15 protein-coding genes are annotated in these 13,968 nt (G+C 66.2%); 9 read left to right on the plus strand and 6 right to left on the minus strand.

What is annotated here, in order from left to right:
- Positions 1 to 12 precede the first annotated feature (12 nt).
- Both DMR_RS02310 and DMR_RS02315 read left to right on the plus strand, forming a co-directional pair.
- Positions 13 to 336: a hypothetical protein gene (locus DMR_RS02310; RefSeq protein WP_043599883.1), complete on the plus strand. Its 324-nt coding sequence runs from the start codon at positions 13 to 15 to the stop codon at positions 334 to 336.
- Positions 329 to 904 (plus strand): WbuC family cupin fold metalloprotein, encoded by a 576-nt coding sequence (locus DMR_RS02315; protein WP_012750069.1) that lies wholly within the window; start codon positions 329 to 331, stop codon positions 902 to 904. Before DMR_RS02310 ends, DMR_RS02315 begins: the two co-directional genes overlap by 8 nt.
- Before the next feature lie 106 nt (positions 905 to 1,010).
- Here the strand turns inward: DMR_RS02315 and DMR_RS02320 are convergent, their stop codons facing one another.
- Positions 1,011 to 2,267 (minus strand): diguanylate cyclase, encoded by a 1,257-nt coding sequence (locus tag DMR_RS02320; protein ID WP_012750070.1) that lies wholly within the window; start codon positions 2,265 to 2,267, stop codon positions 1,011 to 1,013.
- Between the two features lie 132 nt (positions 2,268 to 2,399).
- Here DMR_RS02320 and DMR_RS02325 point away from each other — a divergent pair, with 132 nt between their 5' ends.
- Positions 2,400 to 5,006, plus strand: coding sequence for a PAS domain-containing sensor histidine kinase (locus DMR_RS02325; protein ID WP_012750071.1), 2,607 nt, complete (start codon positions 2,400 to 2,402; stop codon positions 5,004 to 5,006).
- A gap of 109 nt (positions 5,007 to 5,115) precedes the next feature.
- On the opposite strand, the gene DMR_RS02330 is transcribed toward DMR_RS02325, so the two are convergent.
- Positions 5,116 to 5,778 (minus strand): M15 family metallopeptidase, encoded by a 663-nt coding sequence (locus DMR_RS02330; RefSeq protein WP_012750072.1) that lies wholly within the window; start codon positions 5,776 to 5,778, stop codon positions 5,116 to 5,118.
- Between the two features lie 179 nt (positions 5,779 to 5,957).
- On the opposite strand from DMR_RS02330, the gene tpx reads away from it, so the two are divergent.
- From tpx to ychF, 3 genes are all read left to right on the plus strand, one after another.
- Positions 5,958 to 6,473 (plus strand): thiol peroxidase, encoded by a 516-nt coding sequence (tpx, locus tag DMR_RS02335; RefSeq protein WP_012750073.1) that lies wholly within the window; start codon positions 5,958 to 5,960, stop codon positions 6,471 to 6,473.
- A 39-nt stretch (positions 6,474 to 6,512) separates the two neighbouring features.
- Positions 6,513 to 7,142, plus strand: a complete 630-nt coding sequence (locus DMR_RS02340; RefSeq protein WP_012750074.1) for a YajG family lipoprotein — start codon at positions 6,513 to 6,515, stop codon at positions 7,140 to 7,142.
- Between the two features lie 100 nt (positions 7,143 to 7,242).
- Positions 7,243 to 8,352, plus strand: a complete 1,110-nt coding sequence (gene ychF / locus DMR_RS02345) for a redox-regulated ATPase YchF (RefSeq protein ID WP_012750075.1) — start codon at positions 7,243 to 7,245, stop codon at positions 8,350 to 8,352.
- A gap of 59 nt (positions 8,353 to 8,411) precedes the next feature.
- Here ychF and DMR_RS24860 read toward each other — a convergent pair whose 3' ends face one another.
- Together DMR_RS24860 and DMR_RS02350 are read right to left on the minus strand one after the other, a co-directional pair.
- Positions 8,412 to 8,579 (minus strand): hypothetical protein, encoded by a 168-nt coding sequence (locus tag DMR_RS24860; RefSeq protein ID WP_012750076.1) that lies wholly within the window; start codon positions 8,577 to 8,579, stop codon positions 8,412 to 8,414.
- A gap of 95 nt (positions 8,580 to 8,674) precedes the next feature.
- Entirely contained in the window at positions 8,675 to 9,331 is a 657-nt protein-coding gene (locus DMR_RS02350) for a precorrin-8X methylmutase (RefSeq protein ID WP_012750077.1), read from the minus strand.
- 165 nt (positions 9,332 to 9,496) lie between these two features.
- On the opposite strand from DMR_RS02350, the gene DMR_RS02355 reads away from it, so the two are divergent.
- Together DMR_RS02355 and DMR_RS02360 are read left to right on the plus strand one after the other, a co-directional pair.
- Positions 9,497 to 10,276 carry a DUF4198 domain-containing protein gene (locus tag DMR_RS02355; protein WP_043599886.1) on the plus strand — a complete coding sequence of 260 codons (780 nt, stop codon included), beginning with the start codon at positions 9,497 to 9,499 and terminating at the stop codon, positions 10,274 to 10,276.
- A 2-nt stretch (positions 10,277 to 10,278) separates the two neighbouring features.
- Complete coding sequence (locus DMR_RS02360) at positions 10,279 to 10,887, plus strand: carboxypeptidase-like regulatory domain-containing protein (protein WP_012750079.1); 609 nt, start codon at positions 10,279 to 10,281, stop codon at positions 10,885 to 10,887.
- A gap of 483 nt (positions 10,888 to 11,370) precedes the next feature.
- Here DMR_RS02360 and DMR_RS02365 read toward each other — a convergent pair whose 3' ends face one another.
- Positions 11,371 to 11,637 carry a hypothetical protein gene (locus DMR_RS02365; protein WP_012750080.1) on the minus strand — a complete coding sequence of 89 codons (267 nt, stop codon included), beginning with the start codon at positions 11,635 to 11,637 and terminating at the stop codon, positions 11,371 to 11,373.
- A gap of 673 nt (positions 11,638 to 12,310) precedes the next feature.
- The gene (locus DMR_RS02370; protein ID WP_012750081.1) at positions 12,311 to 12,847 is read right to left on the minus strand and encodes a PH domain-containing protein; all 537 of its coding nucleotides are present in this window, start codon (positions 12,845 to 12,847) and stop codon (positions 12,311 to 12,313) included.
- A gap of 226 nt (positions 12,848 to 13,073) precedes the next feature.
- Here DMR_RS02370 and DMR_RS02375 point away from each other — a divergent pair, with 226 nt between their 5' ends.
- A complete protein-coding gene (locus tag DMR_RS02375) occupies positions 13,074 to 13,940 on the plus strand; it encodes a DMT family transporter (RefSeq protein WP_012750082.1) in 867 nt (288 codons plus the stop codon).
- Positions 13,941 to 13,968 lie beyond the last annotated feature (28 nt).

Genomic DNA, 13,968 nt, shown 5'->3' on the forward strand with positions numbered 1-13,968 from the left:
GGAGTCGCCCACATGTCCGACAACAAATGCGGTTGCCCGTGTTCGTGTTTCGCGCCCATGACCTGGATCGCCGTGGCGCTTGGCGCGCTGTTCGTGCTTTTTATGTTCTTTGAAGCCGTCACCATCCGTTGGTGGATCATGCTGCCCATCGCCGCTGTGAGCCTCTATCTGTTCGGCGTGCAGCGCGGCCAGACCTCGGGCCGGGAAAAATGCATCTGTTCCTGGGGCTTCTGGCTGGTCATCGCCGCCCTGGTCCTGCGCGACATGTGCCTGTCGGGCCAGCTCACGGCCGCCTATTGCCGCATGATCGCCGCCGGTCTGCCCCTGCATGGCTAACACGCCTTCCGATTCCCTTTTTCGCCGCATCGGCCCCGGAGCCACCGAGTCCGGCCACGACCGGTTCGCCGTGGTCGATGCGGCTCTGCTTGCGGTCAAGGCCGCCGACGCCCGGGCCAACGCCCGGCTACGTGATATGCACCGCTTCCACGCCGCCAACGCCGAAAATCCCCAGCGCATGGTCAACGCGCTCCAGCCCGGGAGCTATGTGCGGCCGCACCGGCATTTGTCGCCGGCCAAGTCCGAATCCTTCGTGCTGCTCACCGGGAGTCTGGGGCATGTGGTTTTTGCCGATGACGGGAGTTTTACGGCGGCGGACTGCGTGGTGCTCGACCGGGAGCGGGGCGTGCTGGCCATCGACGTGCGGCCGGGGCTGTGGCATGGCATCGTGGCGTTGGCTGCGGACACGGCCGTGTTCGAGGTCAAGCCCGGGCCGTATGCGCCGCTTGACGACAAGGATTTCGCGCCGTTCGCGCCGGCCGAGGGAACGCCCGGGGCGGCGGCCTATCTGGCCGACTTGGAAGACCGTTTCCGGACGCTGACCGGCCTGCCCCCGCGCGCCTGGTAATTTTCCCACTCCCTCGACAAGCTGACACTTTCCCCTTCACCCCTTTCGGGGGTCTGGGGGCCTGAGGCCCCCAGCCGCCGGAGGCATCTTAATTTATTCATAACGCTTACTCTGCCCACAACACGCGATTGCGGCCGGTGCGTTTGGCTTTGTAGAGGGCGGCGTCGGCGGCGGCCAGCATGGCGTCCACGGAGCCGTGGGGTTTGTCGCAGATGCCGATGGAGACGGTGACGCCGATGGCGGTTTTGCCGGCCTTGGCCTTGGAGCGTTCGATGCTGTTGCGCAGATCGTCGAAGGCGGCCATGGCCTGCTGGCCGGAGAGTCCCCGGGCCAGGACGCAGAATTCCTCGCCGCCCAGGCGCGCGGCCACGTCGTGGCCGCGGAAGCGGTTGCCAAGGCCCTGGGCCACGTGCTTGAGGACTTCGTCGCCGGCGGCGTGGCCGTAGGTGTCGTTGACCTTCTTGAAAAAATCGATGTCGATCATGGCCAGGGTCATGGGCGTGTCGCCCCGGGCCAGATCGGCGTGGAGGGTCTTGGCGGCCTCGAAGAAGTGGCGGCGGTTGTACAGGCCGGTCAGGGGGTCGCGGATGGCGGTCTCGCGCAGCTTTTGGATGTATTCGAGCATTTCCAGGTTCTGGGTGACCCGGCAGTAGAACTCTTCGCTGGAAAAGGGTTTGTTCAAGAAATCGTTGGCGCCGTTCTTGATGAACCGGGCCGAGAGGATGGTGTTGCCGTAGGCGGAGATGCCGATGACGGCCAGTTCGTCCTTGCGGCGCAGCCGGCGGATGCGGCGGGTGAGTTCCACGCCGTCCAGGCCCGGCATGAAGTAGTCGGCGATGACCACCTTGATTTCGGGGTGGCGCGAGATGGCGTCCAGGGCGGTTTCGCCGTTTTCGGCCTCATGGACGATGAATTCGTGGGCTTCGAGCAGGCGCATGAGATGGCGGCGCACGGTGGAGGAGTCGTCGACCACCAGGACGTGGACGTATTTGTTGAGCGACACCCGGCGCACCAGGGAGCACAGATAGTCCAGGCTGTCGGGGGAATCCTTGGCGACGTAGTCCACGACTTTTTTCGACCAGATGCGGTCGCGCACGGCGCAGTCGACGTCGCCGGTGAAGACGATGGACGGGATGCCCTTGCCGATGACATAATCAACAATCCGGCCATCGGCGGCGTCGGGCAGGTGCAGGTCGAGCAGGGCCACGATGTAGTCGTGTTTGTCGGGGTTTTCCTCAATAAGATAGCGGGCTTCCTCGAAGTTCGAGGCCCAGCAGGCGTCGAAGAAGAGTTCATCCTCGATCTTGCGGATGAGGATGCGGGCAAAGACTTTGCTGTCTTCGACGATAAGGACTTTTTCCATGCGAAACGACCGATGGAAATGGGTGGATGGTTTGAAGGTAAACCGTTTCAGGCGAAAAGGCCAGCCCGGCCGGGCCATCTTTCCCTGGCGGCGAAACCAGCCGTCCGGAGCCGTTTCGGGCTCGGGCTGTTCATGACCGGGCCGTCGCCGCGCCAATTGGCCGAGGCCCTGGCTGAGGAGGGCGCGTCGGCGCTTTCGGGCGAACCGTCGCGCAGCCTGGCCGAGGGGTTGTCCCTGGGCGTGGCCGTGCTGGACGGGCAGCGCCGCTTCGTGCGGGGCAACGCCCGGGCCAGGGAGTTTTTTGAAAGGCAGGGCGCGGCCTGCCATCGGGTACTTCGAGCCAGGGGGGAGGGCTGCGAGGCCTGTCCGACCCGGGGCGGGCCGGCCGTGATCGCGCCTGGCGCAGCCTGCGTCGGCCTTGGGCCGGACGGGCGGGACGGGGTGGTGTGCGTTTTCGAGGCTGGCGTGTGGACGGTCCAGGAGGGGCTGTTGCCGGTGCTCGAACAGGCCCCGAATTCGATTTTTGCCGTGGACCGGGATTTTATCGTGCGTTACGTCAACCGGGCCTTTGTCTCGCTGCACGGGGGACAGGCCGGGGAGTACCTCGGCCGCCATTTGGCCCATATCATTGGGGCGGCCATCTTTTCTCGTTTCCATGCGGCGGCCCTGGCCGCCTTGGACAGCGGCACGCCCAACACGGAGGAAGTGACGCTGGTCCACGGCGGCCGGGAGCGCGAGTACCTGGCCACGCGCATTCCGCTTCTGCGCGACGGCTTGCCCTTGGGCGTGTGGGGCTTGCTCACGGACATCACCGACCGCAACATGGCCCAGCGGGAACTCGACGCCAGCCGACGGCGCTACCGGGCTCTCGTGGAGGATCAGACCGAGTTGGTGGTTCGCCTGGACCCGGCCTTGCGGCGCACTTTCGTCAACGCCAATCTGGCCGCCCTGCTGGGCGCGCCGGTGGAAGCCCTCATTGGCGGGTATTTCGGCGACCGGTTGCCCGAGGCCGAGACCCAGGCCTTGCGTCGGCGGCTGCTGGAACTGACGCCGCGCGCCTCAACCTGCGAGTTGGAACACGCCATTGTCCTGCCCTCGGGCGAAGAGCGCCGGCTGCACTGGTCGGTGCGGGCCATTTTCGACGAATCCGGCCGCATCGGCGAATACCAGGCCCTGGGGCGCGACGTCTCCATCGTGCGCCGCATGGAACAGGAACTATCGCAAAGCGAAGCCAAATATCGTGACATCTTTGAGCATTCCGCCGAGGGCATTTTCCAGTTCGAGCCGAGCGGAGCCGTTGTCGCCTGCAATCCCGCCCTGGCCCGCATCCTCGGCTATGCCTCGCCGGAAGCGGTCCTGGCCGAGCCGGGCGACCTGTTCACCCGCATCCAGGCTCGGCAGGAGGACCGTCTGGAATTTTTGCGCCAGCTGGCCCGCCACAACCGGGTCTACGATTTCGAGATGCAGGTGGTGCGTCGCGACGGCCGGGCCGCCTGGCTGTCCGTCAACGCCCGGGCGGTGCTGGACGCCGACGGCCGGCTGGCCCGGGTGGAGGGGGCGGCCCGGGACATCACCGACCGCAAGCGGGCCGAGGGCGAGCGCATGTTGCTGGTTTCGGCCGTGGACCAGAGCGCCGAGGGGCTGGTCATCGTCAGTCGGGATTTTCGTCTGGAATACGCCAATCCGGCCTTTGCCCAGATCGTGGCCGGCGGCCAGGGGATGCTCGGCCGCGACGCCCTGGATGGGCTTTTGGCCCCGTTTCTGACCGAGTCCGTGCGCAAGATGCTGGGGCTGGGGCTGCGCTGGTCGGGCCGGCTGCGTCTGACCCGGCCGGGCGGCGAGGAAGCCGTGGCCGAGGCGCTTATTTCCCCGGTGCGCGACACGGCCGGCCAGGTGGTCAACCATATCCTGCTGGTGCGCGACATGACCTACGAACTCGACCTGGAACGCCGGCTGCGCCAGGCCGAGAAACTGGAAGCCATTGGCGTGCTGGCCGCCGGGGTGGCCCACGATTTCAACAACATCCTCACGCCCATTTTGCTCAATTCCGAGCTGGTGCTGTCCGATCTGCCGGTGCTGCATCCCCTGCGCAAGCCGTTGTCCGACGTGGTGCTGGCCTCGGAGCGGGCCCGCGATCTGGTGCGCCAGCTTTTGGCCTTCAGCCGCCAGGGCGAGATTTCGGTGTCCGATCTGCCCCTGGCCCCGCTGGTCAAGGAGACGGCCAAGCTGGTGCGCGGCATGGCCCCGGCCGGGGTGGAGCTGAAGTTGGAGATCGGCGGAGAACCGTATTGCGTGCGGGCCGATCCGGCCCAGATGCATCAGGTGCTGGTCAACCTGTGCCTCAACGGGGTGCAGTCCATGGTTGGCGGCGGCCGGCTGGAAGTGGGGCTGGCCCCGGTGGATGGGCCGCCGCGGCCGGAGGGCGGCGGCATCGCGGCCGGCGCACCCCTGGCGTCCTTGGCGGCGGGGCCGTATGTGCGGCTGTGGGTGGAAGACACCGGCCACGGCATGGCCCCGGAAGTGGCGGAGCGGGTGTTCGAACCTTTTTTCACCACCAAAAAGCCCGGCCAGGGCACGGGCATGGGCTTGGCCGTGGTCCATGGCATCGTCAAGAGCTGCGGCGGGGCGGTGCTTCTGACCACGGCCCAGGGCAAGGGCAGCCGGTTCGAGGTGTATCTGCCCCGGGCGGCCGCGCCCGACGCCTGTTCGGCCAAGCCGGCCGACGGCGCGTCGCGCTGACCCCACGCCGCCTCGCCGCTCAACGCCAAGCCCCCTTTACCCTTTGTCTTCATGCGGGGGGTCTGGGGGCCTCAGGCCCCCAGCCGCCGGAGGCCTCCCCCGTCTTCAATTAATTAATCGGCACGTCCAGCAGTTCGAAGCTTTGCCAGCCCGGGCCGTCGAAGTGCCACCATTCCGAGGGCAGCGGATCGAAGCCGGCCTTTTGCATGGCCGCTTCCAGCCGTTTGGCATTGGCCCGGGCGGCCGGATCGCCGCCGGTGTAGTCGCGGCGGGCTTTTTCCGAGAAATCGTCGAACCCGGACGGCATGGGCAATTCCTGGCCGGCGGCGTCCACCAGGGTCAGGTCCACGGCCGCGCCCCGGTTGTGCTTGGAGCCGCTGGCCGGCTTGCCGTCCTTTTCCACGGGTTTGGCCACCCAGTCCTCGTTGGGGACCAGGGCCCAGAATTTCTTCTGGATGGCAAAGGGCCGGTAGCAGTCGTAGACTTTGAGGCTTAGGCCTTCTTTTTTGAGTTCAGCCTGGGCGCTGGCCAGGCGCTTGGCCACGTCGGCGCGCAGGAAGCAGCGCGGGGCGGGGTAGACGGCCACGCCGGTGAAATTGTTGGGCGTGGCGTAGCGGATGTCGAGAGCGATGTCCGGGGCCACGGTGGTGATGTCCACCAGGCCGGCCTGGGCCGGGGTTTTCTGGGCCAGGGCCGGGGCAGCGGCCAGGAGGAGGGCGAGGGTGAAAGCGCACAGGGCCGTAAAGGGCGGGCAAAGGCGGCGAACGGGCATGGGCGACTCCTTTGTTTCCGGCACAATGCCCGGCCGGGCGGCCTTGTCAATACGGGCGGCGGGCAAGCCCTGGGTCGGCGGCGCGGCCTCTTCTTGACGCCAAACCCCGCCGGGGGCATAAAGTCATAAGGTCGCCTTTTTTTCAGGGCGGCTTACTCACCCTCAGGAGGAACACGCCCATGAGCGAGCGTACCGGACTTATCACGTTTCTTGGCGGCGGCTTGACCCTTGTCGGCAACCCGGTCGGCGTTGGCGACGCGGCCCCGGAATTTGCCGTACTCACCAACGAACTGGCCCCGGCCAAGTTGGCCGATTTCCCCGAAAAGGGCCTCATCCTTATTGCCGTGCCGTCCCTGGATACGGCCGTGTGCGATCTGGAAGCCCGCAAATTCAACAAGGAGATGGAGAGCCTTAGCGGCAAGGCCAAGGCGCTCGTCATCAGCATGGACCTGCCCTTTGCCCAGAAACGCTGGGCCGAAGCGGCCGGGGTCACCAACATCGTGACGCTGTCCGACCACCGCGACGCCTCCTTTGGCCAGGCGTATGGCCTGCTCATCAAGGAACTGCGCTTGCTCGCCCGGGCCGTGCTGGTCCTTGGCCCGGACCGCAAGGTGGCCTACCTGGAACTGGTCAAGGAAGTCACCAACGAGCCCGACTACGCCGCCGCCCTTGCGGCCTTGGGCAAGGTCTTGTAGAGACGGCCTGTCCGCCCTTGGGGCGGCGCAGGTGCGACCATGAAAAACCATTCGTCTTCGCGCCGACGCCTTCGGGCGTCGGCCCTTTTTGCGGCCCTGGTTCTGATTTTGGCCCTTGGGGGCTGCGGCGGCCAGAAAGCGACGGTGACGCCGTCGGTGGTGGTCGAGCCCGAGGCCCTTGGACGCGGCGTGGACGTGTCCGTGGCCGTCAAGGACGCCCGGCCCAACGACGAAGTGGGGCTGTGCAATCCCCAGTCGTCGTTCGCCGGCAAGCTGCAAACGGCCTGCGATCCGTCGCCGGCCATCCACGCGGCTGTGGAGAAGGGCCTTCGCGACAAGGGGTTCACCCCGTCGCCGGCCCGGGAATCCGTGGTGCGCACGATCACGGTGGAGCTCGTGGAGCTGGCCTACAAACCGAGCCACGAGGGCGTGCATCTGGCCGCCAAGGCCGTGTGCGCGGTCAAGGTCACGGCCGACAACAACGGCCAGATCCTGACCCGGCGCTATGAGGCCGACACGGTCTGGAAGCTGCCGGCCGAGGGCGTGGAGCCGGAGTTCGACAAGCTGCTCAGCATGACCGTGTCCAAGGCCCTCAGCCGCATGGCCTCGGATTACGAACTCATCGCGTTCATGCAAAAAACCGTGCTGCGTACCCGCGACATCAAGTAGCCCGGCCGGGCGGCCTGCCGCCGCCCGGTTTTTTTTCCTGCCAACGGCCGTTTCCCGGCCCCGTCCGGCGGAGGCCCCGCCGCAAAAGGATCATCGCCCCATGGCCCTCTCCGTCGGCATCGTGGGTCTGCCAAACGTCGGCAAATCCACGCTTTTCAACGCCCTGACCAAGGCCCAGAACGCCCAGGCCGCCAACTATCCGTTCTGCACCATCGAACCCAACGTGGCCATCGTGCCGGTGCCGGACCCGCGCCTGACCGCCCTGGCCGAGTTGGTGCGGCCCCAGCAGGTGCTGCCGGCCACGGTGCGCTTCACCGACATCGCCGGCCTGGTCGCCGGGGCCAGCAAGGGTGAGGGGCTGGGCAACAAGTTTTTGGCCCACATCCGCGAAACCGAGGTCATCATTCACGTGGCCCGGGCCTTCGAGGACGACGACGTGGTCCATGTCTCGGGTTCGGTGGACCCGGCCCGGGACATCGCGGTCATCGACGCCGAGCTCATCCTGGCCGACGCCCAGGTGCTGGAAAACCGGCTCGACCGCATGGTGAAACAGACCAAGGGCAGCAAGGACCGCGATTTGCTCGACAAGGTCGAGGCCGGCAAGCGTCTGCTCGACCATCTCATGACCGGCCAGCCGGCCAGTTCCGTGGACGGGGTCGATACGCCGGGCATGATCGCTCTTTTTGACGAGATCCGCCCGCTTTCGGCCAAGCGCGTCATCTACTGCGCCAACGTGGCCGAAGGGGACCTGGGCCAGCCCGACAACGCCTTGGTGGCCAAGGTCCGGGCCATCGCCGAGTCGCGCGGGGCCGAGACGGTGGTGGTGTGCGCCCGCATGGAAGAGGATCTGGCCGGGCTGACCGACGAGGAGCGCCTGGAATTTTTGGCCTCCTACAATCTCGACGAGTCGGGCCTGGACAGTGTGGTGCGCCTGGCCTACCGGACCCTGGGGCTTTTGAGCTTTTTCACGGCCGGCCCCAAGGAAGTCCGGGCCTGGACCATCGCCGCCGGCACCAAGGCTCCGGCCGCCGCCGGGCAGATCCATTCCGACATCGAACGCGGGTTTATCCGGGCCGAGGTCATCGGTTTCGAGGACTACCTCAAGCACCAGACCGAGGCCAAATGCCGGGCCGCCGGCGTCCTGCGCCAGGAAGGCAAGGAATACGTCATGGCCGACGCCGACGTGGTGCATTTCCTGTTTAACGTCTAGCCCGGCGACCCTGGCCGAAGCGACGGCATTTTTGGGGATAAGCCATGGTTGCAGGCCGCTTACGGCGAAAGCGCCAAGGCGTTTTCCAGGACGCGGCTTAAGGCGAAACGGACGCAACCGGGCGGGCGGCCGCCCTGTTGCGGATCGGGCCGGACCAACAATTGTTGGTCCGGCCCTTTTTCATGGCGGCCGGCCGTCACGGCCCGGGGCCGCAGAACCCGGGACATGGTCGTAACCCCGGTTGTTTGAATGCCTGCGGTTTTCCGTCGCGCCGCAGGCCCGTTTCCCGCCTCAAGCGAATCCGATCTGCGGCATCGCGGTGCTAAGCCGTCTTGGCTCCGGCCAGGATGGCCAGGGCGTTTATGGTCGCTCCGGCCAGGGCCGAGCCGCCTTTGCGGCCGGCGATGGCGATCCAGGCCAGGTCGGCCCGGGTCATGAGCAGGGCCTTGGACTGGGCGGCGTTGACAAACCCCACCGGCATCCCGACCACCAGGGCCGGGGCGGACGCGCCGCCGTCGATGCGGGATAAAAGCCGCAGCAGGGCGGTGGGGGCGTTGCCGATGACGAAAATAAGCGGTCCGGGCAGGTCCAGGGCGAAATCCACGGCCAGGGCGGCCCGGGTGGAACCGGCGGCCTTGGCCGCGGCCGCCACCTCCGGGTCGTTCATGAAGCAGCGCACGGCGCAGCCAAAGGGGGCCAGCCGCCGGGGCGGTATGGCGCAGCGGGCCATTTCGGTGTCCGTGACAATGGTGGCCCCGGCCTCGATGGCCCGGATGCCCTCCCGGACCGAGCCTTCGGAAAAGCGGACCAGATCAAGCAGCTCGAAGTCGGCAGTGGTGTGGATGAGCCGGCGCACGACGTCCCAGCGCGGGCCGTCGTAGGGACGCGGTTCGGGAACCTCGCTGTCGATGATGGCCAGGGAGGCTGCCTCGATGGCGTCCGGGGCGAAGATGGGCTGGATGGGCGAGGTATGCGGCATGAGCGCCTCCTTTGGGCCATCCTAACCGGGTTTCGGGGCGGGGCCAAGGATCGTCTGGAGTGCGGGTGGAGAGGGAAAACGTTGTTGACACGTGTTACGAAAAAATATTTAAGACGAATGATCGCATATGAAATTTCTTCAAAAGCACTTGAGAGGGGGAGTTCCATGCACAGCCTGATCAAAGGCCTGACGTTGTTCCTGGCTGGAGCGTTGCTGGCGGCCGGGCCGGCCCTGGCCCATGAGACCGTGGTCAAACCCGGGGCCGAAGCGGCCGCGCCGGGCAAGGCCCTGCCCTTTGGCGTCCATTCGGCCCACGTGTTTATTGAAAGCGAGGAGTTGGAAGCCGCGCCCGACGTCAAGGCCTTTGTGTTCGAAGGCGGCAAGCTGGCCGAGGTGGCCCTGGCCCTTAAGGCCAACGACAAGGGCTTAACCTATGACGGCCAAGCGGTCTTCTCCAAGCCCGGCACGGGCATCGTCTATGTCCACCGGCTGCCCCAGTTTTGGAGCCTGACCCCGGAGGGCATGAAAAAGGGGACCAAAAAGGAGCTGCCCGGCGCGACCAAGAGCAACCGCTACGAGAAGTTCGCCAAGGGACTCGTGGCCGTGGGCGGCGAGACGGCCGGCTTCGACGCCCTGGTCGGCGCGCGCCTGGAGCTCGTGCCCCTGACCGATCCGGCCAAGGCCAAGGTGGGCGAGGATCTGCCGGTCAAGGTGCTGTTGGACGGCCAGCCCATGCCGGCCACGGTGCTGGCTACCTATGACGGGTTTACCAAAAATCCCAACACCTACGCCTATTACACCGAAACCGACGACAGCGGCGTGGCCAAGGTTCGCCTGACCCATGCCGGCTTGTGGCTGGTGCGCACGGAAGCCAAGGCCGTGCCGGCCGACGGTTCGGCGGATCAGGAAGTGCTGCGTTCCACCCTGACCTTTTTTGTGAAGTAACGATGTTCCGCCTCCCCCTCGCGCTTACGGCGCTGTGCCTTGTCGCAGCTGTCTGGCACCCGGCCGGGGCAATGGCCCACGGCGTCGGCTCGCGCGAGCTGGACCCGGGCGCGGCCCGGGCCATGGTCTTCCTCTACGCCGACGGGGAAGCCATGGCCTTTGCCCAGGTCCAGGTGACGGCCCCGGACGGGACCGTCCACCAAAGCGCCCGCACCGACGGCAAGGGAGGGTTCGCCTTCCTGCCGTCGGGCAGCGGCGTGTGGCGCGTGGCCGCCAGTGACGGCCAGGGCCATCGGGCCGAGCGGGAGGTCGCGGTTGGCGCGACGTCCGCGCTTGGCTCATCCGGCGGGGCGAAAGCTGCCGGAACGAACCCCGGCGTTTTCAGTCAGACGGCCGGCGGGGTTGGGGATGTTACAGGCCAACCCGGCCAGCCCGGGGCGCCGCAACAGTCCGGCGCGGCCACGATGACTGCGTCCGCCCTTGCAGCCATGCCCGCCCAGGCCGCTTCCACGGCCGGCATCGGGCCGAACTGGCGCGACGTGGCTTTGGGCTTGAGCCTGCTGGCCAACCTGGGCCTGGGGGCGGCCTGCCTGCGTCGTCGCGGCCGGTAGCGTCACCTCAGGGCTTGCCGTTTCGAGCCTTCCGCGCCAGGGGCAGCCCTTCCTGTTTGGGTTCTCAAAAAGCGGGTTGCGGTTTTGAGGACGCTGGACGGTGTTCCGTTTTTCGACTCTTGCGGCCTGTGCGGAGCGTATGGCAACCGTCAGTTCGAGCGGGATATTTGTTGCCCTCGGGATTTCGTTAACAAAGGCTAATTTTTGATCTTGATTCTTAATCTCAATTGATCTAGAAATAATTCCAACGCGACGGGGCAACCCGGAGCCGGGCGGTCGCCTGTCCAGTGGCGTCTGGCGCAGGCGGCCCGGCCCGATACGAAAGCACAAGCAAACCGGACGACGCATGGTCCGGCAAGCCATACATCGCATCCCACACAACCTCCAAAACCCTCCAACCCCACGACGGCGACCGGAACCCCCCACAGGTTCCGGTCGTTTGTTTTGGGGGCGGGCACGTGGTTGTCCCGCACGCGCGAAAACCTATTTCGTCCAGCCCGATTCCTTGTCGCAGGCGGCCTGTTCGGTCGGATGCGTCTTTTCCCAGGCGGTGATGGACAGCGTTTCGTTGTCGTCCATCTTGTTGTTCATGCAGGTGCAGTACTTGGTGACGACTTCAATGGAGACCTTGGCATCCTTGTTGTCCGAGATGCATTTCGCCACCCATTTGGCGTCGTCGGAACCGGCGAAGGCCAAAGTGGCGGCGCAAAGCACGGACAGCAAGGCAGCGGCGGACAGCAGAACTTTCATCGTAATTGTCTCCAGGGCGTTTGTCCTTGGGTTTTGTGCGTCACGCCGGCAGGTTTACGCCAAACAGCAAGGAACGTTTACGGCTTTTCAGTCTCGTGCAGACCATGTGTCGGCTCGGGAGCTGTTCGCCTATGGCCGGCAGTCACTTTTAGACTATTTTAATAATATAGAATTTATGGACCAGTGCAAGAGGTTGGTCGCAAAATAGGCAATTCCAAAAGTGTATAGTTGTCATGGCAATAGTCGCAGAGCGGCAGGCTGCCGTTCGGTCGGCCGGCTGCTGCAACTGGTCGGCGACAGCAACGGTTGGTCGCCGTCCTTGCGTCGCCTCGTCTCTAGTGGACTTTCGTAAGCCCCCATGGCACGGCGGGAAGCCGGTTCTTCTTACGAGGCCCCATGCCCGATACGCCCACCTGTCTGGCCGCCGTGGCCGACTATCTGACGTTTCTCGCGCGCTATCCATCCTTTGACGCGCTCTATGGGGATTGCCGCCATGGCTGGCTCATGGTGCCCGTGGCCCTGGGGGAGGGGGAGCCGACGCGGCCGGGAGCGGGGGCTTATCGAAACGGCCGACCTGTTGGCCGCCGCTGTCGCCAAAACCCCTTGAACTTTTCCTCCATGCGGGGGGTCCGGGGGCCTCAGGCCCCCGGCCGCCGGAGGCATCCCCTCCGCCTCACGTCGCCGGGCCGGCCGCCGGCGGCGGGGCGTCCGACGCCCGGGGCGCGTCGGCGTCCTTGGCGGCGTCGTCGGCCGCCCGGCGCAGGGCGTTGAGAAACCCGTCCGGGTCGGCCGGGCTGGCCACCAGGGCGTAGCCCAGGCGCGTGGGCACGTAGACGGCCCGGGCCTTGTCCGTGACGAAGACCAGGGCCTTTTCGCCGCCGGTCAGCCGGTACCAGCCGGCGGCCAGCCCCGGCAGGCCCACGCCGTTGGTGCGCCATTTGAGGCCCTTGGGGCCGCCCTGGCTGAGGTCCAGGCGATACGCGCCGGCCGCGTCCACGTCGGCAAGTGCGATGTCGCGGCCGTAGAAGCCGCCCTTGGCCGAAAGCACGCCGCCGGAAACGGCGATGCGCGCCGAGGCCGCGCCCTGGATCATGTGGGTGATGAAAAAGAACAGTCCCACCCACAGCACCAACATGCCCCCGAACAGCGCCGTCAACCAGCCGGTCTTGAGCGCCGCCGGGGCCAGCGGAAACACCTGCCCCCACTCCATGCCGTTCTCCTTTGGCAACCGGGCATCCGCCCGGCGGCCGAAGTTCCTTGCCCTTGCCCGCCGGCCTCTGTACCGTGCCCGGCACGCGGCCCGCGCGGCCGGGCTATTCAGGCACGGCGGGCCGTGTTTCGGTTACGCTGCCATAGTGCAGCCGGAACCAGCCATATCCACGGATGCGTTTACATATTTTCAAACATAACATCCGTTATGTTGGCAATTGGGCAATATGCACTGGTTCTGGCTTTCCCTCACCACTGCCGCCACCCAGGCGGTCAAGGACACCTTCCTCAAAGCCGCCATGGGCCGGACCGATCCGACCCTGGCCATGTTTCTCTACAGCGCCGGCGCGGCCATGTTCCTGTGGCTTTTTGCCGCGCCCACGGCCGAGGTCGTTCTGGCCCCGTCCTTTTGGCCGCTTTTAGCCCTTGGCGGGGCGCTTGGCGGCCTGACCTACTGGCTTTACGGCCTGGCCCTGTCGCGCGGCGATTTGTCGCTGACCCTGCCCATGCTGGCCTTCACGCCGCTTTTTTTGCTCATCACCTCTCCCATAACCCTTGGGGAGTTTCCGCGTCCAGGCGGACTTGTGGGCATCGCCCTGGTGGTTGTCGGGGCTTACGTCCTTAATCTCCGGGAGCGCCGCCACGGGCTGCTCGGCCCGGTGCGGGCGCTTTTCACCAACGCCGGTTCGCGGCTGATGCTGGCCGTGGCCGTGGTTTGGAGCATCGGGGCCAACATCGACAAATTGGGGCTGCAAGCCTCGTCCCCGGCCCTGTGGGGAGCCAGCGTCTACACGGCTACGGCCCTGGGGCTGCTGCCGTTTCTGGGCCGAACCCTCAAGCATTCCCTGGCCGCCCTGCCGGGCTTTCCCTGGGCCATCCTCACGGCCGGCTTTCTGGAAGCCGTGGGCCTTTTCTGCCAGATGCACGCCCTGCCGCTTACGCAGGTGTCCTACGTTATTGCCGTCAAACGCCTGAGCATCATTTTCGGCGTGCTCCTTGGCGCGGCGGTTTTTCGCGAGCCCGACCTGGCCCACCGTCTGCCCGGCGCAGCGGTGATGGTGGTGGGCGTTTTCTTTATCGCGGTTTTCGGATAAAAGCCCCCACCGATCCCGCCCACTCGGA

It is taken from the genome of Solidesulfovibrio magneticus RS-1, from assembly GCF_000010665.1.
Taxonomy (GTDB): domain Bacteria; phylum Desulfobacterota; class Desulfovibrionia; order Desulfovibrionales; family Desulfovibrionaceae; genus Solidesulfovibrio; species Solidesulfovibrio magneticus.